We start from the raw sequence: 20,538 nt of genomic DNA, 5'->3' as shown, positions 1-20,538 counted from the left end.
ATGTCCGGAGACAGTGCCGCTTCGGCGCCCGGCCGGTCCGGGGCCCGCCCGGAGCGGCCTGTCGGGCGGAAGAAGTCCGACTCCCGCTGGGCGCGGTTCCTGGAGAGCGGGCTGCTCCAGGGCGGCGTTCAGGGCAGCCCGGTCATCCGCTTGTTCATGCGGTGGGTGCGCCGGCCGTTGCTGCCCGTCATGCGGCTGTGGCGGCGCAACATCCAGCTCAAGGTGGTCGTCACGACGCTGCTGATGTCGCTCGGCGTGGTGCTGCTGCTGGGCTTCGTCGTCATCGGGCAGGTGCGCAACGGCCTGTTGGACGCCAAGGTGAAGGCGTCCCAGAGCCAGGCCACGGGCGGGTTCGCGGTGGCCAAGCAGCGGGCCGACGAGGAGGCGAGCGGCACCGGCGACGACGCCGCCACGGCGGGCGGGCGCCCCGCGCAGAACGTCACCCCGTGGATGAGTGACCTCGTCTCCTCGCTGTCCAGCGGCGGCCAGGGCGCCTTCGACGTGGTGACGCTCCCGGCCTCCGGCGCGCACGGTGCGGGCGGCCGCGGACAGCGGGCCTCCGGCGAGGTGGACTGGAGCAGGAGCGTGCCCGCGGACCTGCGGGAGCGGGTCGGCAGCAGTACGGCGGCCGCGCAGAGCTACACCCGCATCACCTACAACAACGCCACCAAGGACTCCCAGCCGGGCCTGGTCATCGGCATGCAGGTCGACGACCCCAACGGCGATCCGTACCAGCTGTACTACCTCTTCCCGCTCACCCAGGAGGAGAAGTCGCTGAGCCTGGTCAAGGGCACGCTGGCGACGGCCGGGCTGTTCGTCGTGGTCCTGCTCGGGGCCATCGCCTGGCTCGTCGTGCGGCAGGTCGTCACGCCGGTGCGGATGGCGGCGGGGGTCGCCGAGCGGCTGTCGGCGGGGCGGCTTCAGGAACGTATGAAGGTCACCGGCGAGGACGACATCGCGCGGCTCGGCGAGGCCTTCAACAAGATGGCGCAGAACCTCCAGCTGAAGATCAGCCAGCTGGAGGACCTGTCGCGGATGCAGCGGCGGTTCGTGTCGGACGTGTCGCACGAGCTGCGTACGCCGCTGACGACCGTCCGGATGGCCGCGGACGTCATCCACGAGGCGCGTGTGGACTTCGACCCGGTGACCGCCCGGTCGGCGGAACTCCTCGCCGACCAGCTGGACCGGTTCGAGTCGCTGCTCGCCGACCTGCTGGAGATCAGCCGGTTCGACGCGGGCGCCGCGGCCCTGGAGGCGGAGCCGGTAGACCTCAGGGACGTCGTGCGGCGTGTCGTCAGCGGGGCCGAGCCGCTCGCGGAGCGCAAGGGCACCCGCATCCGGGTCCTCGGGGACCAGCAGCCCGTCGTCGCCGAGGCCGATGCCCGGCGCGTGGAGCGGGTGCTGCGCAACCTCGTCGTCAACGCCGTCGAGCACGGTGAGGGCAGGGACGTCGTCGTGAAGCTCGCCGCGGCCGGTGGTGCCGTCGCCGTGGCGGTGCGGGACTACGGGGTCGGGCTGAAGCCGGGCGAGGCGACCCGTGTGTTCAGCCGCTTCTGGCGGGCCGACCCGGCACGCGCGCGGACCACCGGTGGTACGGGGCTGGGGCTGTCGATCGCCCTGGAGGACGCGCGGCTGCACGGCGGCTGGCTGCAGGCGTGGGGCGAGCCGGGGGGCGGTTCGCAGTTCCGGCTGACGCTGCCCAGGACCGCCGACGAGCCGCTGCGGGGCTCGCCGATACCGCTGGAGCCCAAGGATTCACGGCGGAACCGGGGCCTCGACGACGCCGGCCTGCCGTGCGGCGGTGGAGACGGCGAGAAGCGGGCGACCGTGCCGGCGCAGCCGATGAGCGGGCCGGTGCCGCAGGGCGCGAAGCGGGACCCGATACCGCCGCGTGTCGCCCCCACGGCGGACCCGACGGCTCTGCCCGGCAATGGTTCGCGTGTGGTGCCCAGGCCCGCCTCGGGCACGCGGCGGCAGGACCGGGCGGCGGGGGCGGAGCAGTCGGCTCCCGGCGCGGGTGTGAGTGACCCGGAGGGCACGGGGCGGGGCGAGGGCGCCGACGGCCGGACCGGGCCGACCCGGAATCCGGTCGTGAACGGGCCGCGGAACGAGGACGACCGCTCCGCGGGACCGGGTGGCCGGGTGGCCGGGCCCCGGGACGTGGACAGGCAAGGGGAGGCATCTCGTGGGCGCTGACCGCGAGGGGCGCGGCCGGCGCAGGCCGGCGCGTGTGATGGTGTACGCCGCCGGTGGCGTCCTGGTGCTGGCGGGGTGCGCCTCGATGCCGGACAGCGGGGATCTGCGGGGCGTGGAGTCCACCCCCCGCCAGGAGACGCAGGTGCGGGTGTTCGCCGTGCCGCCGGGGGAGGACGCGCCGCCCTCGGACATCGTGCAGGGCTTCCTGGAGGCGCTCACCAGCGACGATCCGCACTACAAGACGGCACGCCAGTATCTGACCGGCGACGCCGCGAAGACCTGGCGGCCCGAGGCGTCCACCACCGTGCTGACGGACGGGCCGGGCGCCAAGCCCGAGGCGGGCGGCGGTGGAGAGGACAGCGGCGCGATCTCGTACATGCTGACCGGCGCCAAGGTCGCCACCGTCGACGCGCAGCAGGCGTACGCGCCCGCCACGGGGGCGTACGGCAAAAGCGTGCACCTGACGCAAGACAGCAAGGGGCAGTGGCGGATCGACGCGCTGCCGCAGGGTGTCGTCATCGGCGAGTCGGACTTCCAGCGCAACTACATGTCCGTCAGCAAGTACTACTTCGCCTCGAACACCGACGCGGCCGGATCGAAGTCACAGACGGCGGTCGCCGACCCGGTCTACGTGCGGCGGCGCGTGGAGCCCATGACGCAGATGGTGAGCTCCCTGCTCAACGGGCCCACGCGATGGCTGGGGCCCGTGGTCAGGTCGAGTTTCCCCACCGGTACGGCGTTGGCGAAGGACGCCGGCGCCCTGACGCCCGACGACCGGAACAAGCTGACCGTTCCGCTCAACGACAAGGCCGCGGGCGTCGGCACCAACCGGTGCGAGGAGATGGCCGCCCAGCTGCTCTTCACGCTGCGGAAACTCAGCCCCGCGGTGGACGAGGTCGAGCTGCGGGCCGGCGGGGAGGACCTGTGCTCACTCACACAGCAAGCGGCCGAAGCGGCGGCCTCCCGGGGCGCGGCACGGCACCCCGACTACCTGTACTTCGTCGACGGCAAGCACCGGCTCGTACGGATCGCCGCGGGCAACAGCGACACCGATCCGGAACCGGCGCCGGGGGCACTCGGCGAGGGTGAAACGGCGCTGCGGTCGGTGGCGGTCTCGCGTGACGAGCACACCGCGGCCGGTGTCAGCCTCGACGGCAGATCGCTGTATGTGGGATCGCTGGTCTCGGGCGGTTCGCTGGGCGAGCCGGTGCTGCGCAGTCGGGGCGGGGCCGAGAAGCAGCGGCTGACCACACCCAGCTGGGACGCGGACGACGGTCTGTGGGTGGCCGACCGCGACCCCGACCATCCCCGGCTGCTCCTCCTCCAGGAGGGCAAGGGCGATCCGCTGGAGGTGCGCATGCCGCACCTGGACGGACGGATCCAGTCCGTGCGGGTGGCCGCCGACGGGGTGCGGATCGCGCTCGTCGTGGAGAAGGGCGGCAAGAAGACCCTGCTCATCGGGCTGATCGAGCGGGGCGAGAAGCCGGGCGGTGAGCCGGCCGTCAGTGTGGTCGAACTGCGCTCCGCAACACCGGAGTTGGAAGAGGTCACGGCCATGTCGTGGGCCGGGGACAGCCGGCTCGTCGTGGTCGGGCGCGAGCACGGGGGCGTCGAGCAGATGCGGTACGTCCAGGTCGACGGTTCCACGCCGGACGTGCCGGCGCCCGCGGCCCTGACCGGCGTCAAGGACGTCACCGCCGCCGAGGACGACCAGCTGCCGCTGGTGGCGTACTCGGTGGACGGCATCGTCCGGCTGCCGTCGGGCGAGCAGTGGCAGAAGGTGACGGAGGGGACGGCGCCGGTTTATCCGGGGTGAGGTGTGAGCGTCCCGGCCGCAGGTGTGTGCCGGAGTGCGCTGAACGCGGGCGGCGGCCGCTTCTGCCGAGGACGGACTCGGGAGGGGCGGCCGTCGGCGTTCGGGGTGTGGGGTTCACGGGGGTGCCGCTGGTGTGGGGTGTGGTGGTTCACGGGGGTGCCAACGGTCGGGGCGGGGCTGTTGGGGGGGGGTAAATCTCGGCGCGGGCGTCGCTCGTGCGGGCTCCAGCACCGGCACGTCCTCCGCGATGGTCCGCTGCACGGCTTCACGCGTGCGGGCTCCACTCGTGTGGGGGACGGTCGGGTCGCGGCGCGGCTGGTTGTCCACAGGGGGTTGTCCACAGGGGTGGTCGGGCCGGGCCCGGGTGGGCACAGTGGTGGCCATGCGGAAGTGGTGGCAGGACCTGACCGACCTGGTGCTGCCGGGCGAGTGCGGGGGCTGCGGCGCGCTGCGTACGGTGCTGTGCGCGCGCTGCCGTGCGGTGTTGAGCGGAGCTGCGGTGCGTCGGGTGCGACCGGTGCCGGAGCCGCCCGGACTGCCCGTGGTGCACGCGGCGGCCCGGTACGCGGACGAGGTGCGGGCGACGCTGCTGGCCCACAAGGAGCGGGGCGCTCTGGCGCTGGCCGGGCCGCTCGGGGCGGCGCTCGCGGAGGCCGTGCGGGCGGGGCTCCGGGGCGCCCTGGAGCCGACTGCGGCCGGGATGGCGCGGTCCCGGGGTGGCGGAGCTCCTGTGCTGCTCGTGCCGGTGCCGTCCGGGCGGCGGGCCGTGCGGGCCCGGGGGCATGATCCGACCCGGCGGATCGCGCTCGCGGCGGCGGTGGAGTTGCGGCGGAGGCGAGTGCCGGCCCGGGTGCTCGGCGTGCTGCGACAGCGGCGGGCCGTGGCCGATCAGTCGGGGCTCAACTCCCGGCAGCGGCTGGACAATCTCGCGGGCGCCCTGGAGGTGGCTCCCGTAGGTGCCCGGCTGCTCTCCGGAGGGCCGGTCGTCCTCGTCGACGACGTGATGACCACCGGGGCCTCTCTCGCGGAGGCCGCACGAGCCGTGCGCGCGGTGTCGTACAGGCTTGCGATCTCGGACAGGGCGACGGGGCCGATTCCGAATGCTGCGGGGACTTCGGCCGTGTACGGGCGAGAGACGTGGGAAAGCAGAGAGGAACAGAACGTCGGATCAAGGCGAGAGAGGACGGGTCGGCGGCCCGCCCGGCGGGGAATCGCGGGCGCGGATGACGCGGACGGGGTCGTCGACGTGGTGTGCGCGGCAGTCGTCGCGGCATCTCCGGACTCTTTGGAAATAAACCGGAACTGACTGAGATCTTGTGTCGTTGCAGGTAACGAGAAGACCTATTCACCTGAACGGAGGTACGCCGCGGTAGAGGGTGACGACATCCGTCCGGGCGAGATATGTTCGGTTGAGAGGGAAAGCCGCAGGCCACACCTCTCAAATCCGAATGCCGTGCCGCGCGTTTCTCTTCATCACTCGCGACGGCGGAATGGAGATCTTGCCCACGGGGGAGGAGGTGGAAGTCACCGAGTCCGAGGTTCCGGGGCTCACCGGAACCTGGTGCAAAAGGGAGACGCTCCGCATCGAAGCGGAGCGATCCGGGAACGGAGTTCTGCGTGGACATCGTCGTCAAGGGCCGCAAGACCGAGGTGCCCGAGCGGTTCCGGAAGCACGTGGCCGAGAAGCTGAAGCTGGAGAAGATCCAGAAGCTCGACGGCAAGGTGATCAGCCTCGACGTCGAGGTGTCCAAGGAGCCGAACCCCCGACAGGCCGACCGCAGTGACCGAGTGGAGATCACGCTCCGCTCCCGCGGTCCGGTGATCCGGGCGGAGGCAGCGGCGAGCGATCCGTACGCGGCGCTCGACCTGGCGGCGGAAAAGCTGGAAGCCCGGCTGCGCAGGCAGCACGACAAGCGGTATTCGCGCCGTGGAGCGCGCCGGATCCCGGCCGCCGAGGTCGCCGACCACGTTCCGGGCGTGGCGACGCTCAACGGAAACGGCCTGGTGCCGTCCTCCGAGGAGGAGCCCGAGGCCGTACCCACGAAGAAGATCGGCTCGCTGGAAGTGCAGGGTGACGGCCCCATCGTCGTCCGCGAGAAGACCCACGTCGCAGCGCCCATGACCCTCGACCAGGCTCTCTACGAGATGGAGCTGGTCGGGCACGACTTCTACCTGTTCGTCGACTCCGAGACCAAGGAACCGAGTGTCGTCTACCGACGGCACGCCTACGACTACGGCGTGATCCACCTCAGCACGGACACGATGGTCACCCAGGCGCACTCCCCCGATGCGGGCGGTGTGCTCGGCGGCTGACCCCGCCGGGTGACAGCGGAACAGGTGCCCCTGGAGCGCGTGTGCGCCCCCAGGGGCACCCCCGTGCGACCACTTCGCGCCCCGCTCCGGCACCCCGGTGCCGTCCGGGCATGAAATCATGGTGGCCACGGCCCAACCGGTGGGTCGTTGCTCTGGGTTGGCGATGGCTCAGGACCTCAGGCCACAGCCTTCAGGGGGAGGAACGATGGCGGACAGCTTCGGACCGATGCGTGACAAGGATGCCGGCGACGGCGTCGTCGCCATGGGCCCGGACTCGGGGACTCCACGCAAGGAACCGATCAGAGTCCTCGTGGTGGACGACCACGCCTTGTTCCGCCGTGGTCTGGAGATCGTGCTCGCCGCCGAGGAGGACATCCAGGTCGTGGGAGAGGCGGGCGACGGCGCCGAGGCCGTCGAGAAGGCCGCCGACCTGCTGCCCGACATCGTCCTGATGGATGTCCGGATGCCCAAGCGGGGCGGGATCGAGGCGTGCACCTCCATCAAGGAGGTGGCACCCAGCGCCAAGATCATCATGCTGACGATCAGCGACGAGGAAGCCGATCTCTACGACGCCATCAAGGCGGGCGCGACCGGCTATCTCCTCAAGGAGATCTCCACGGACGAGGTGGCCACCGCCATTCGCGCGGTGGCCGACGGGCAGTCGCAGATCAGCCCGTCCATGGCGTCGAAACTCCTCACCGAGTTCAAGTCGATGATCCAGCGCACGGACGAACGCCGGCTGGTGCCCGCGCCGCGCCTGACCGACCGCGAACTCGAAGTCCTCAAGCTCGTCGCCACGGGAATGAACAACCGCGACATCGCCAAGGAGTTGTTCATCTCCGAGAACACCGTGAAGAACCACGTCCGCAACATCCTGGAGAAGCTGCAACTTCACTCCAGGATGGAAGCGGTGGTGTACGCGATGCGGGAGAAGATCCTCGAGATCCGCTAGGACCCCGCCTCAGCCGAGCAGGCGTGCGAGTTCCTTCGCCAGGGGCTCGCGCAGATCCGGCGCGTCGACCCGCTCCACGCGGACGTCCGCGCAGTCCACCCAGGCAGCCGCCTCGGCCAAGGCCTGGGCGACGGCCGGGATCGCCTTCGGGCCGTCGAGCGTGACCTGCTTGGCCACCAGGGTGCGGCCCTCGCGGGCCGGGTCCACGCGGCCGACGAGACGGCCACCGGCCAGCACCGGCATCGCGAAGTAGCCGTGGACCCGCTTCTGCCTGGGGACATAGGCCTCCAGGCGGTGCGTGAAGCCGAAGATCCGCTCCGTGCGCGCCCGCTCCCAGATCAGGGAGTCGAAGGGCGACAGCAGCGTCGTGCGGTGACGCCCCCGCGGGGACGTCTCCAGGGCCGCGGGGTCGGCCCACGCCGGCTTGCCCCAGCCCTCGACCGAGACCGGGACCAGGCCGGAATCGGCGATCACCGCGTCGACCTGTTCACCCCTGAGGCGGTGGTAGTCGGCGATGTCCGCACGGGTCCCGACCCCGAGCGACCGCCCCGCCAGACGGACCAGGCGGCGCAGGCACTCGGTGTCGTCCAGCTCGTCGTGCAGCAGCGCCTCGGGGACGGCCCGCTCGGCCAGGTCGTAGACGCGCTTCCAGCCGCGGCGCTCCACGCACACCACCTCGCCGTACATCAGGGCGCGTTCGACGGCGACCTTGGAGCCGGACCAGTCCCACCAGTCGTTCGTCTTCTTCGCGCCGCCCAACTCCGTGGCCGTGAGGGGGCCTTCGGAGCGGAGCTGCTTGATGACCTGGTCGTAGGCGCCGTCGGGCAACTCGTGGCCCCAATGCGGGCGGTTGCGGTAGGCGCGGCGGCGAAAGGCGAAGTGGGGCCACTCCTCGATCGGGAGGATGCACGCGGCGTGGGACCAGTACTCGAAGGAGTGGGTGTCCCGCCAGTAGGCGTCCTCGACCGTCCTCCGGCCCACCGCGCCCAGGCGGGCGTAGGGCACGAGTTCATGGGAGCGAGCCAGGACCGAGATGGTGTCGAGCTGTATCGCGCCCAGGTGGCGAAGGACGCCGCGGACGCCTGAGCGACGGTCGGGCGCGCCGAGGAAGCCCTGGGCGCGCAGCGCGATTCTGCGGGCCTCGTCCGCGGAGAGGTCTGCTGTGGGGCGCGGGGTGGTCATGGTCGCAGCGTAGGGGGTGGGACTGACAAGGGGATGTGATCTGCGGGTTCGCCAGGACGGCCGAGCCGGTCAGCGCCGGCAGGCAGGACGGCCGAGCCGGTCAGCGCGCCGGAAGGTACGGGGCCGTCGACGGGAGGCCCAGGTCGGAGGGGAGCAGCGAGCCCACCCAGGTGTCACGGCGTACCCCCTTGTTGTTCGTCGCGGAGCGCAGGGTGCCCTCGATCGTGAAGCCCGCTCGTTCGGCCACCGCTCGGGACGCCCGGTTGCCGACCTCCGCGCGCCATTCGACGCGGTCGAGTGCGGCGCGGGTGAAGGACCAGCGGCAGGCGGTCAGGACGGCCTCGGTGACGTAGCCGTTGGCGCGGTGCTGTTTCGCGGCCCAGAAGCCGATCTCGCCCATGCCCAGGGCGCGCATCGTGATGCCGAGCATCCCCGCCAGGTCTCCGGAGCGCAGGAAGACACCGAAGGCGAACATGGAGCCGTCCGCCCAGCCCTGCGGCGCCAGTTGCTCCGTGAAGTTCCGGGCGTGCTCGCGCAGGTAGGGCGAGGGGATCGTGGTCCAGCGCTGGATGTCGGGGTCCTGGCAGGCGTCGTACACCGCGTCGGTGTCCTGGGGACCCACCGGGCGCAGCAGGAGGCGGTCCGTGGTGAGGGTGACGGGGTCCATCGGCCGATTCTGCTCGGCGGCCGGGCGCGATGTCATGGATTTGCCGTGAGTGAGGGGGTGATCACGCACGGTGCGAATTCGGCCGGGAGGCGCGGCACCATCCGGGAGGGCCGGGCGTTGTCCCCTTTGAAGCAGACGTGAATCAGAATGGAAGCAGCGGACGGTCGCCGTCACAGCAGGCCCTCCCGGCGCGGCGGGGTCCTCGCATACGATGGCCGTTGCTCAGTAAGTCAAGTGGTAACCGACCGTCCCAGGCCCGACCGGCAAGGAGACCAACCCCCGTGTCCGTCCTCTCGAAGATCATGCGTGCAGGCGAAGGCAAGATCCTGCGCAGGCTGCACCGCATCGCGGACCAGGTCAACTCCATCGAAGAGGACTTCGTCGACCTCTCCGACGCCGAGCTGCGCGCCCTCACCGATGAGTACAAGCAGCGCTATGCCGACGGCGAGACCCTGGACGACCTGCTGCCCGAGGCTTTCGCCACCGTGCGCGAGGCCGCCAAGCGCGTCCTCGGCCAGCGTCACTACGACGTGCAGATGATGGGTGGCGCGGCGCTGCACATGGGCTACGTGGCCGAGATGAAGACCGGTGAGGGCAAGACCCTCGTCGGCACCCTTCCCGCGTACCTCAACGCCCTGTCCGGCGAGGGCGTCCACATCATCACGGTCAACGACTACCTGGCCGAGCGCGACTCCGAGATGATGGGCCGTGTCCACCGGTTCCTGGGGCTGGAGGTCGGCTGCATCCTCGCGAACATGACGCCGGCTCAGCGCCGCCAGCAGTACGCCTGCGACATCACGTACGGCACCAACAACGAGTTCGGCTTCGACTACCTGCGCGACAACATGGCGTGGTCCCAGGAAGAGCTCGTCCAGCGCGGCCACAACTTCGCCATCGTCGACGAGGTCGACTCCATCCTCATCGACGAGGCCCGTACGCCGCTGATCATCTCCGGCCCGGCCGACCAGGCCACCAAGTGGTACGGGGACTTCGCCAAGCTGGTGAAGCGCCTCAAGCGCGGCGAGGCCGGCCAGCCGCTCAAGGGCATCGAGGAGACCGGCGACTACGACGTCGACGAGAAGAAGCGCACGGTCGCCATCCACGAGTCGGGTGTCGCCAAGGTCGAGGACTGGCTGGGCATCGACAACCTCTACGAGTCGGTGAACACCCCGCTCGTGGGCTACCTGAACAACGCCATCAAGGCCAAGGAGCTCTTCAAGAAGGACAAGGACTACGTCATCATCGACGACGAGGTCATGATCGTCGACGAGCACACCGGACGTATCCTCGCGGGCCGCCGTTACAACGAGGGCATGCACCAGGCGATCGAGGCCAAGGAAGCGGTGCCGATCAAGGACGAGAACCAGACGCTCGCCACGATCACCCTCCAGAACTTCTTCCGCCTCTACAAGCGCCACGACCACAACGGCAAGGAACAGCCCGGTCTGTGCGGCATGACCGGTACGGCCATGACCGAGGCCGCCGAGTTCCACCAGATCTACAAGCTCGGTGTGGTGCCGATCCCGACCAACCGGCCGATGGTCCGCAAGGACCAGTCGGACTTGATCTACCGCACCGAGGTCGCCAAGTTCGAGGCGGTCGTCGACGACATCGAGGAGAAGCACCGCAAGGGGCAGCCGATCCTCGTCGGCACCACCTCCGTCGAGAAGTCCGAGTACCTCTCGCAGCAGCTCAGCAAGCGCGGCATCCAGCACGAGGTGCTCAACGCCAAGCAGCACGACCGGGAGGCGACGATCGTCGCCCAGGCCGGCCGCAAGGGCGCCGTCACGGTGGCCACCAACATGGCCGGCCGTGGTACGGACATCAAGCTCGGCGGCAGCCCGGAGGACCTCGCCGAGGCGGAGCTGCGCCAGCGTGGCCTCGACCCGGAGGAGCACATCGAGGAGTGGGCGCACGCCCTGCCCGAGGCGCTGGAGCGGGCCGAGAAGGCCGTCCAGAACGAGAAGGACGAGGTCGAGAAGCTCGGCGGGCTCTACGTGCTCGGCACCGAGCGTCACGAGTCGCGGCGCATCGACAACCAGCTGCGCGGTCGTTCCGGCCGTCAGGGCGACCCGGGTGAGTCGCGCTTCTACCTCTCCCTCGGCGATGACCTGATGCGGCTGTTCAAGGCACAGATGGTCGAGCGCGTCATGTCGATGGCGAACGTCCCGGACGACGTGCCCATCGAGAACAAGATGGTCACGCGTGCGATCGCCTCAGCCCAGTCGCAGGTCGAGCAGCAGAACTTCGAAACCCGTAAGAACGTCCTGAAGTACGACGAGGTCCTCAACCGCCAGCGCGAGGTCATCTACGGCGAGCGGCGCCGCGTCCTGGAAGGCGAGGACCTGCACGAGCAGGTGCAGCACTTCATGGACGACACCATCGACGCCTACGTCGAGGCCGAGACCGCCGAGGGCTTCCCGGAGGACTGGGACCTCGACCGGCTGTGGGGCGCCTTCAAGCAGCTCTACCCGTGCAATGTCACCGTCGAGGAGCTGGAGGAGACGGCCGGCGACCGCGCAGGGCTGACCGCCGAGTTCATCGGCGACTCCATCAAGGACGACATCCACGAGCAGTACGCGGCGCGTGAGGCGCAGCTCGGCTCCGAGATCATGCGCGAGCTGGAGCGCCGGGTCGTGCTGTCGGTCCTGGACCGCAAGTGGCGCGAGCACCTCTACGAGATGGACTACCTCCAGGAGGGCATCGGCCTGCGCGCCATGGCGCAGAAGGACCCGCTGGTCGAGTACCAGCGCGAGGGCTTCGACATGTTCACCGCCATGATGGAGGGCATCAAGGAGGAGTCCGTCGGCTACCTGTTCAACCTGGAGGTCCAGGTCGAGCAGCAGGTCGAGGAGGTCCCGGTCGAGGACACCAAGCCGGTGGCCGACCTGGAGAAGCACGACGCGGTGCCGGCCCAGGCGGGTTCCCGTCCGGAGATCCGCGCCAAGGGGCTCGACGTCCCGCAGCGGCGCAACCTCCACTTCTCCGCGCCGACGGTCGACGGCGAGGGCGGCACCATCGAGGGCGACTTCACCGAGGACGGCGAGCCGGTGCGCTCCGAGGCCGACGGCCTCACGCGCGCGGAGCGGCGCAAGCAGGCGCGCAGCCGCGGGCGTCGTAAGAAGTGACGGTAGTCGCGTAGCGGCTTGAGGGGCCGGACACCTGCGGGTGTCCGGCCCTTCGGCGTGAAGGCCTCAGTCGGATTCCGGGCGGGGTGGGCGGGGGCCGCCGAGCTCCACCGCCGTGCAGCGCCAGCGCAGGTCCTGGCCCAGTTCCAGGCGGAAGGCCATGGCGCGCAGCCGGTCTCCGGCGCCGATGCGGGCGAAGGCCTCGATGGCGCCCGGGCGGGGCTCGAAGTAGCCGATGTCGCGGACGACGGGGCGGGCGCCGCGGGTGCGCAGCGGGCCGCGTTCGGCCAGCCAGGCCAGTTCGTCGTAGGCGCGTCCGCGGGTGTGGCGGAGCATCGAGTGGACGGGGCGGTGCCCGCTCAGGACGGCGAGGAGGAGGTCGGCGAAGAGGTCGGTGGGCCGGGGCTGGGGGACCGCCGCGGGGCGGAAGCCCTGGACCGGGACGCGCGGGGCGGCTTCGGGGGCGGCCGGGGCGGTGACGCTCGCGCGCGCCGGGGTGGTGGTGTCCGTCGCCCTGCGGGGCGCTGTGCGGGCGGTGAAGGGCGTCGGTGGGCGCGTGTCCGCGGGGCGCGTGCGGGAGGTCCTGGTGCGGGCGGAGGCCGGTGGACGGCCACCCGCAGCCTGAGGCCGGGTCCGGCCGCTGCCGGGCGAGCGTGGGGGTGCGGCGCCGGCAGGGGCGGGCGGTGTGGTTCCGGGGGCGGCGGGGGCTGGCCCGGTGGCATAGGCGTCGGCGTCGGCGGGAGTACGCGTGCGGGGTGCCGCGCTGTCGGGTGTGCCGGGTGCGGTGGTCGGGGGTGTGCCCGGTGCGGTGCTGTGGCCCACGGTGGCTGCGGTGCGGGCCGGAGGGCGGGGCGCTGTGTTGCCGAGTGTGCCGGGCGTGGCGTTCGCGGGCGTGCCCGGTGCGGTGCTGTGGCGGAGGGGGGCTGCGGTGCCCGCTGGAGGGCGGGGTGCCGTGGTGCCGGGCGTGGTGTCGGGGGGTGTGCCCGGTGCCGTGCTGTGGCGGAGGGGGGCTGCGGTGCGGGCCGGAGGGCGGGGTGCCGGGCTGTCGGGTGTGCCAGGTGTGGTACTCGGGGGTGTGCCCGGTGCCGTGTTCGCGGAAGCGGGGGGTGTCGTGTTCGCGGGAGCGTCGCGTGTGGGACTTGTCGTGGGGTTCGGGTGGTGGGGCTCGTGGTGGGTCGGTGGGTGGGTGGGCGGACGGTGCTGGGTCCTGGTCATGACCTTGTGCATGGGTCCCCGTTTCGTGGGCCCGGTGGATACCGGAGAGTAACTTCGGGTCTGTGATCTTGTACGGGGCCGACGGGGGCGGCGGCAAGGAAGCGGAATTCGGGTCGCGGGCGCCGGAATGTTCACCTATCCGGGTGATGTCGGGGGTGCGGTCCCCGTCGGTACGGGGGTGTGCCGGGTGAATTCCGGGACCGGGGTGGACGCGTCGGGCGGCATGGGGCGGGACTCGAAAGGGGACACCCCGCACGTATCCTGAAGGCCCTCCGGAGCCCTCCGACCCGACCACGAAAGCGGCCAGCCATGCGTGTCTACGTGCCCCTGACCCTCCCCGGTCTCGCCGAGGCGTACAAGGCGGGCCAGCTGGGAGCCGGGCCGTTCGTCGCCTATGCCGTGACACCCGGGCTGCGCGAGTGGTACGTGTCCGACGACATCGAGGAGCTGGAGTACGCGGCGCTCGGCCGGGCCGCGCTGGCTTCGCTGCGGCTGCTGGCGGCCGAGCCCGGGGCGCCGCGGCGCCGGGTGGTGGTCGCCGTCGACGTGGCCGACCGGGCCGTGAGCGCGGATCCGGACCGCGGACTCGATCCGGCGGCGCTGGGCGAGGTGCGGGTCGCGACCGCGGTGCCCCTGGGCAAGGCGGCGTCGGTGCACGCCGACGCGGCGGACGCGGAGACCGACGTGACCGCGGCCGTCGAGGCGCTGCCGGCGGCGGACGGCGGGGACGGCGACGCGCAGTTCGTCGTGGACGGGGCGGAGGACCACGAGCTGCTGTGGTTCGCCACGCAGGAGATTCGGAACCTGGTGGAGGGCGGGGCCTGAGCGGGCCGAGGGGGCGCGTTGAGGCGCCGTTCTCTTGATTGTCAGTGGAGGCGGGTACGTTTTCGGGCATGGGGATGAAGACGGGCGCGCACATTGTCTGGGACTGGAACGGGACGCTGTTCCACGACATCGACGCGATCATCGGGGCGACGAACGCGGCCTTCGCCGAGCTGGGGCTGGAGCCGCTGACGCTGGAGAAGTACCGCGAGCTGTACTGCGTACCGGTGCCGAAGTTCTATGAGCGGCTGATGGGGCGGCTGCCGACCGAGGCCGAGTGGGAGGCCATGGACGACATCTTCCACCGGTACTACGCCGAGCACCGGACGACGTGCGGGCTGACGGCGGGGGCCGTGGAGCTGCTGTCCGGGTGGCGGACGGCGGGGCGCAGCCAGTCGATCCTGAGCATGTACGTGCACGAGGAGCTCGTCCCGCTGGTGCGGGGCTTCGGGATCGAGCCGCACTTCATACGGGTGGACGGGCGGACCGGGCCGTCGGGGGGCAGCAAGGCCGAGCACATGGTGCGGCACCTGGCGTCCCTGAGCGGGGTGGCGCCGGAGCGGACCGTGGTGATCGGGGACGCCGCGGACGACGCGGTGGCCGCCCTGCACGTGGGGGCCCGGGCGGTGCTGTACACCGGCGGGTCGCACAGCCGGATGAGCCTGGAAGCGGTCGGCGTCCCTGTGGTGGACACGCTGGAGGAAGCGGTCGCGGAGGCGGAGCGGCTCGCGGCCTGATGGGCGGTCCTGACCGGCAGCCCCGACCGGACCCCGCGGGGACACTGTGCAGAACGTCAAACTTCCGGGGCTGGTTTTGTACACATACGGCTCATGACGGAGTACCTGTAAGGAGCGATAGCCTTGGTGGCGTGATCAGCGCGATAGTTCGCGGGGACGTCGTCGTCCCTGCCCTGCGCCCGGAGAGCACGGACGACATCCGTGACCGGGCGGCGGTCGCTGGTCTTCGCGGGCGGGACGTGGCATCGAGGACTCCCGGGACGCCGAGCATCACCCGTTCCCAGGCGTCGCAGAGAGCAGCGTCACACCGGTGGCGCAGCTCAAGAATGGCTCAGACACCCCCGCTCATCTCACCTTGCGGCATAGCGTCGGAACAGACCGGATACCCCGTGTCACGACGTGGGGTCGTAAGCGCAGAGGCCGTACTTCCTTCTACGTCACGCAACGGCGCGCGACAGGAGCCAGAGGACAATGCAGACCAAGCTGGACGAAGCCAAGGCCGAGTTGCTCGAGAGGGCTGCCCGGGTAGCTGAGAACAGCCCGGTCGGGGGGCACCTACCGACCGGGTCGACGGGCGAGGAGACCCCAGACGCCCAGAAGGCCCCGGACCGCGAGACCCTCCTGACGTTCCTCCAGCGTTACTACCTGCACACGGCCCCGGAGGACCTCACCGACCGCGACCCGGTCGATGTCTTCGGAGCCGCCGTATCGCACTACCGGCTGGCCGAGAACCGCCCCCAGGGCACCGCCAACGTGCGGGTGCACACCCCCACGGTGGAAGAGAACGGGTGGACCTGCAGCCACTCCGTGGTCGAGGTCGTCACCGACGACATGCCCTTCCTCGTCGACTCCGTCACCAATGAGCTGACGCGTCAGGGGCGCGGGATCCACGTCGTCATCCACCCGCAGTTCGTGGTGCGGCGCGATGTCACCGGCAAGCTCATCGAGGTCCTGTCCACCCCGGCCACCGGCGACCTCCCGCACGACGCGCACGTCGAGTCCTGGATCCACGTCGAGATCGACCGTGAGACCGACCGGGCCGATCTGAAGCAGATCACCGCCGACCTGCTGCGCGTGCTGTCCGACGCCCGTGAGGCCGTCGAGGACTGGGGCAAGATGCGGGAGGCGGCGATCCGGCTGGCGGAGGGGCTGCCGGACGAGCCCACCCCCGCCGACCTGCCCGGACCTCAGGTCGAGGAGGCCCGCGAGCTGCTGCGCTGGCTCGCCGACGACCACTTCACCTTCCTCGGCTACCGCGAGTACCAGCTGCGCGACGACGACTCGCTGGCCGCCGTGCCCGGCACCGGGCTCGGCATACTGCGCGCGGACCCGCACCACGCCGCCGAGGAGAGCCACCCGGTCAGCCCGTCGTTCGAGCGGCTGCCCGCCGACGCCCGGGCCAAGGCGCGCGAGCACAAGCTGCTCGTGCTGACCAAGGCGAACAGCCGGGCGACCGTGCACCGGCCGTCGTACCTGGACTACATCGGCGTCAAGAAGTTCGACGCCGAGGGCAACGTCATCGGCGAGCGGCGGTTCCTCGGACTGTTCTCCTCCGCCGCCTACACCGAGTCCGTGCGCCGGGTCCCGGTCATCCGTCGCAAGGTCGAGGAGGTCCTGGAGCGGGCCGGGTTCTCGCCCAACAGCCACGACGGCCGTGACCTGACGCAGATCCTGGAGACGTACCCGCGCGACGAGCTGTTCCAGACCCCGGTCGACGAGCTGCGGGCCATCGTCACCTCCGTCCTGTACCTCCAGGAGCGCAGGCGGCTCAGGCTCTACCTGCGCCAGGACGAGTACGGGCGCTACTACTCCGCCCTCGTCTACCTGCCGCGCGACCGCTACACCACGGCCGTGCGCCTGAGGATCATCGAGATCCTCAAGGAGGAGCTCGGCGGCATCAGCGTCGACTTCACCGCATGGAACACCGAGTCGATCCTGTCCCGGCTGCACTTCGTGGTGCGGGTCCCGCAGGGCACCGAGCTGCCGGAGCTGTCCGACTCCGACAAGGAGCGCATCGAGGCCCGGCTGGTGGAGGCCGCCCGCTCCTGGGAGGACGCCTTCGCCGAGGCGCTCAACGCCGAGCTCGGCGAGGAGCACGCGGCCGAAGCGATGCGCCGGTACGCGCACGCCTTCCCCGAGGGCTACAAGGCCGACCACAACCCGCGCGCCGCGGTCGCCGACCTCGTCCACCTCGAGCAGCTGAACACCGAGGCGGACCAGGACTTCGCGCTCAGCCTGTACGAGCCGGTGGGCGCCGCCCCCGAGGAGCGCCGCTTCAAGATCTACCGCACCGGCGACGCGATCTCCCTGTCGGCCGTGCTGCCGGTCCTCAACCGGCTCGGTGTCGAGGTCGTCGACGAGCGGCCGTACGAGCTGCGCTGCTCGGACCGCAGGGTGGCCTGGATCTACGACTTCGGTCTGCGCATGCCCCGCGCGAACGGCGGCGACCACTTCGGCGACGACGCCCGCGAGCGCTTCCAGGACGCCTTCGCCGCCACCTGGACCGGCAAGGCGGAGAACGACGGCTTCAACGCCCTCGTGCTGAGCGCCGGGCTCAACTGGCGCCAGGCGACGGTGCTGCGGGCGTACGCCAAGTACCTGCGGCAGGCGGCGTCGACCTTCAGCCAGGACTACATGGAGGACACCCTCCGCAACAACGTCCACACCACCCGTCTGCTCGTCTCCCTGTTCGAGGCGCGGATGTCGCCGGACCGGCAGCGCGCCGGGCACGAGATCGTGGACGCGCTGCTGGAGGAGGTCGACGCGGCCCTCGACCAGGTGGCCTCGCTCGACGAGGACCGGATCCTGCGGTCCTTCCTCACCGTCATCAAGGCGACCCTGCGGACGAACTTCTTCCAGGAGGCGGCGGGCGGCAAACCGCACGACTACGTCTCCATGAAGTTCGACCCGCAGGCCATCCCCGACCTGCCGGCACCGCGCCCGGCGTTCGAGATCTGGGTGTACTCGCCGCGCGTCGAGGGCGTGCACCTGCGCTTCGGCAAGGTCGCGCGCGGAGGCCTGCGCTGGTCCGACCGGCGTGAGGACTTCCGCACCGAGATCCTCGGCCTGGTCAAGGCGCAGATGGTGAAGAACACCGTCATCGTGCCGGTGGGCGCCAAGGGCGGCTTCGTCGCCAAGCAGCTGCCCGACCCGAGCGTCGACCGGGACGCGTGGCTGGCCGAGGGCATCGCCAGCTACAAGACGTTCATCTCGGCGCTGCTCGACATCACCGACAACATGGTCGCGGGCGAGGTCGTCCCGCCCGCCGACGTCGTCCGGCACGACGAGGACGACACGTACCTCGTGGTCGCCGCCGACAAGGGCACCGCGACCTTCTCCGACATCGCCAACGGCGTCGCCGAGAACTACAACTTCTGGCTCGGTGACGCCTTCGCCTCCGGCGGTTCCGCCGGCTACGACCACAAGGGCATGGGCATCACCGCCCGCGGCGCCTGGGAGTCCGTCAAGCGGCACTTCCGCGACATGGGTGTCGACACCCAGACCGAGGACTTCACGGTCGTCGGCATCGGCGACATGTCCGGTGACGTCTTCGGCAACGGCATGCTGCTCTCCGAGCACATCCGCCTGGTCGCCGCCTTCGACCACCGGCACATCTTCATCGACCCCGACCCGGACGCCGCGACCTCCTACGCCGAGCGGCGCCGCCTGTTCGAGCTCCCCCGCTCCAGCTGGGAGGACTACGACAAGGGGCTGCTGTCGGCCGGTGGTGGCATCTTCCCGCGCACGGCCAAGGCGATCCCGGTCAACGCGCACATCCGCGAGGCCCTCGGCATCGAGGCCAAGGTCACCAAGCTGACCCCGGCCGACCTGATGAAGGCGATTCTCCACGCGCCGGTGGACCTGCTGTGGAACGGCGGCATCGGCACGTACGTCAAGTCCTCGGTGGAGTCCAACGCGGACGTCGGCGACAAGGCCAACGACGCCATCCGCGTCGACGGCAAGGACCTGCGCGTCAAGGTCGTCGGAGAGGGCGGCAACCTCGGCCTGACCCAGCTGGGGCGGATCGAGTTCGCGCTGCACGGCGGCCGGATCAACACCGACGCCATCGACAACAGCGCGGGCGTGGACACCTCCGACCACGAGGTGAACATCAAGATCCTGCTCAACGGCCTGGTCAGGGACGGCGACATGACCGTCAAGCAGCGCAACAAGCTGCTCGCCGAGATGACCGACGAGGTCGGCCGCCTGGTGCTGCGCAACAACTACGCGCAGAACACGGCGATCGGCAACGCCCTCGCGCAGTCCAAGGACATGCTCCACGCCCAGCAGCGCTTCATGAAGCACCTGGTCAGGGAGGGACACCTCGACCGGGCGCTGGAGTTCCTGCCCACGGACCGGCAGATCCGCGAGCGGCTCGCCCAGGGCCAGGGCCTGACCGGCCCGGAGACGGCCGTCCTGCTGGCCTACACGAAGATCACGGTCGCCGAGGAGCTGCTCCACACCTCGCTGCCCGACGACCCGTACCTGACGGGCCTGCTGCACGCGTACTTCCCGACGGAGCTGCGCGAGCAGTTCTCCGACCGGCTCGACGGTCACCCGCTGCGCCGCGAGATCACCACGACCGTCCTGGTCAACGACACGGTCAACACGGGCGGTACGACGTACCTGCACCGCCTGCGCGAGGAGACCGGCGCGTCGCTGGAGGAGATCGTGCGGGCCCAGACCGTGGCCCGGGCGATCTTCCGCCAGTCCCCGGTGTGGGACGGGGTCGAGGCCCTGGACAACAAGGTCGAGGCCGACGTCCAGACCCGTATCCGGCTGCACGCCCGCCGCCTGGTGGAGCGCGGCACGCGCTGGCTGCTCAACAACCGGCCGCAGCCGCTGGAGCTCGCCGGGACCGTCGATTTCTTCGCCGACCGGGTCGAGCAGGTCTGGGGGCAGTTGCCCAAGCTGCTGCGCGGCGCCGACCTGGAGTGGTACCAGAAGATCTACGACGAGCTGACGGGCGCCGGAGTCCCGGACGAACTCGCCACCCGGGTGGCGGGCTTCTCCTCGGCCTTCCCGACGCTCGACATCGTCTCGATCGCCGACCGCATGGGCCGGGAGCCGATGGACGTCGCCGAGGTGTACTACGACCTCGCCGACCGGCTGCGCATCACCCAGCTCATGGACCGCATCATCGAGCTGCCCCGCGCCGACCGCTGGCAGTCCATGGCCCGCGCGGCGATCCGCGAGGACCTGTACGCGGCGCACGCTGCGCTGACCGCCGACGTCCTGGCGGTGGGCAACGGCACCTCGACGCCCGAGCAGCGCTTCAAGGCGTGGGAGCAGAAGAACGCGGCGATCCTCGGCCGGGCCCGCACCACACTGGAGGACATCCAGAGCTCCGACGCGTTCGACCTCGCCAACCTGTCGGTGGCGATGCGCACGATGAGGACGCTGCTGCGCACGCATTCATAGGCGCACGGCGTGACGGGCGCCCCGGGCCGGTTCCGGCCCGGGGCGCTTCTTCTTGGTGTGCATTAGGGCGATTCGACTGGAGGACTCAC

12 protein-coding genes are annotated in these 20,538 nt (G+C 70.8%); 9 read left to right on the top strand and 3 right to left on the bottom strand.

Going from position 1 to position 20,538, the window contains the following annotated elements:
• The 5 genes from mtrB to QNO09_RS28115 all read left to right on the top strand — a co-directional run bounded on the left by mtrB (window position 1) and on the right by QNO09_RS28115 (window position 7,277).
• Window positions 1-2,196, top strand: a complete 2,196-nt coding sequence (mtrB, locus tag QNO09_RS28135; protein WP_283973054.1) for an MtrAB system histidine kinase MtrB — start codon at window positions 1-3, stop codon at window positions 2,194-2,196.
• On the top strand, window positions 2,186-4,012 hold the full coding sequence (locus tag QNO09_RS28130) for an LpqB family beta-propeller domain-containing protein (RefSeq protein WP_283973053.1): 1,827 nt from the start codon (window positions 2,186-2,188) through the stop codon (window positions 4,010-4,012). Before mtrB ends, QNO09_RS28130 begins: the two co-directional genes overlap by 11 nt.
• A gap of 382 nt (window positions 4,013-4,394) precedes the next feature.
• The gene (locus QNO09_RS28125; RefSeq protein ID WP_283973052.1) at window positions 4,395-5,318 is read left to right on the top strand and encodes a ComF family protein; all 924 of its coding nucleotides are present in this window, start codon (window positions 4,395-4,397) and stop codon (window positions 5,316-5,318) included.
• Window positions 5,319-5,629: 311 nt separating this feature from the next.
• Window positions 5,630-6,325 carry a ribosome hibernation-promoting factor, HPF/YfiA family gene (gene hpf, locus QNO09_RS28120; RefSeq protein WP_283973051.1) on the top strand — a complete coding sequence of 232 codons (696 nt, stop codon included), beginning with the start codon at window positions 5,630-5,632 and terminating at the stop codon, window positions 6,323-6,325.
• A gap of 205 nt (window positions 6,326-6,530) precedes the next feature.
• Complete coding sequence (locus tag QNO09_RS28115) at window positions 6,531-7,277, top strand: response regulator (RefSeq protein ID WP_283973050.1); 747 nt, start codon at window positions 6,531-6,533, stop codon at window positions 7,275-7,277.
• Between the two features lie 9 nt (window positions 7,278-7,286).
• Here QNO09_RS28115 and QNO09_RS28110 read toward each other — a convergent pair whose 3' ends face one another.
• Together QNO09_RS28110 and QNO09_RS28105 are read right to left on the bottom strand one after the other, a co-directional pair.
• The gene (locus tag QNO09_RS28110; protein ID WP_283973049.1) at window positions 7,287-8,459 is read right to left on the bottom strand and encodes a winged helix-turn-helix domain-containing protein; all 1,173 of its coding nucleotides are present in this window, start codon (window positions 8,457-8,459) and stop codon (window positions 7,287-7,289) included.
• Between the two features lie 100 nt (window positions 8,460-8,559).
• Complete coding sequence (locus QNO09_RS28105) at window positions 8,560-9,126, bottom strand: GNAT family N-acetyltransferase (RefSeq protein ID WP_283973048.1); 567 nt, start codon at window positions 9,124-9,126, stop codon at window positions 8,560-8,562.
• A 281-nt stretch (window positions 9,127-9,407) separates the two neighbouring features.
• Between QNO09_RS28105 and secA the strand changes: the two genes are divergently transcribed.
• Window positions 9,408-12,254 carry a preprotein translocase subunit SecA gene (gene secA, locus QNO09_RS28100; RefSeq protein WP_283973047.1) on the top strand — a complete coding sequence of 949 codons (2,847 nt, stop codon included), beginning with the start codon at window positions 9,408-9,410 and terminating at the stop codon, window positions 12,252-12,254.
• 66 nt (window positions 12,255-12,320) lie between these two features.
• Here secA and QNO09_RS28095 read toward each other — a convergent pair whose 3' ends face one another.
• Window positions 12,321-13,076, bottom strand: coding sequence for an Rv3235 family protein (locus QNO09_RS28095; protein WP_283973046.1), 756 nt, complete (start codon window positions 13,074-13,076; stop codon window positions 12,321-12,323).
• A 702-nt stretch (window positions 13,077-13,778) separates the two neighbouring features.
• Between QNO09_RS28095 and QNO09_RS28090 the strand changes: the two genes are divergently transcribed.
• From QNO09_RS28090 to QNO09_RS28080, 3 genes are all read left to right on the top strand, one after another.
• Window positions 13,779-14,294, top strand: a complete 516-nt coding sequence (locus QNO09_RS28090; protein ID WP_283973045.1) for a DUF6912 family protein — start codon at window positions 13,779-13,781, stop codon at window positions 14,292-14,294.
• A gap of 68 nt (window positions 14,295-14,362) precedes the next feature.
• Window positions 14,363-15,028 carry an HAD family hydrolase gene (locus QNO09_RS28085; RefSeq protein WP_283973044.1) on the top strand — a complete coding sequence of 222 codons (666 nt, stop codon included), beginning with the start codon at window positions 14,363-14,365 and terminating at the stop codon, window positions 15,026-15,028.
• 471 nt (window positions 15,029-15,499) lie between these two features.
• A complete protein-coding gene (locus tag QNO09_RS28080) occupies window positions 15,500-20,449 on the top strand; it encodes an NAD-glutamate dehydrogenase (RefSeq protein ID WP_283973043.1) in 4,950 nt (1,649 codons plus the stop codon).
• Window positions 20,450-20,538: the final 89 nt, after the last annotated feature.

This window comes from Streptomyces sp. 378 (assembly GCF_030124145.1).
Classification (GTDB): domain Bacteria; phylum Actinomycetota; class Actinomycetes; order Streptomycetales; family Streptomycetaceae; genus Streptomyces.
The sequence above is the reverse complement of the archived record's forward strand: the minus strand, read 5'-3'. Positions and strand labels throughout refer to the sequence as shown.

What these genes read in the sequence shown, in the direction of transcription:
- mtrB (WP_283973054.1), top strand. Translation starts at nt 1, where the DNA reads ATGTCCGGAGACAGTGCCGCTTCGGCGCCCGGCCGGTCCGGGGCCCGC.
- QNO09_RS28125 (WP_283973052.1), top strand. Translation starts at nt 4,395, where the DNA reads ATGCGGAAGTGGTGGCAGGACCTGACCGACCTGGTGCTGCCGGGCGAG.
- QNO09_RS28115 (WP_283973050.1), top strand. Translation starts at nt 6,531, where the DNA reads ATGGCGGACAGCTTCGGACCGATGCGTGACAAGGATGCCGGCGACGGC.
- QNO09_RS28110 (WP_283973049.1), bottom strand. Translation starts at nt 8,459, where the DNA reads ATGACCACCCCGCGCCCCACAGCAGACCTCTCCGCGGACGAGGCCCGC.
- QNO09_RS28105 (WP_283973048.1), bottom strand. Translation starts at nt 9,126, where the DNA reads ATGGACCCCGTCACCCTCACCACGGACCGCCTCCTGCTGCGCCCGGTG.
- QNO09_RS28090 (WP_283973045.1), top strand. Translation starts at nt 13,779, where the DNA reads ATGCGTGTCTACGTGCCCCTGACCCTCCCCGGTCTCGCCGAGGCGTAC.
- QNO09_RS28085 (WP_283973044.1), top strand. Translation starts at nt 14,363, where the DNA reads ATGGGGATGAAGACGGGCGCGCACATTGTCTGGGACTGGAACGGGACG.
- QNO09_RS28080 (WP_283973043.1), top strand. Translation starts at nt 15,500, where the DNA reads ATGCAGACCAAGCTGGACGAAGCCAAGGCCGAGTTGCTCGAGAGGGCT.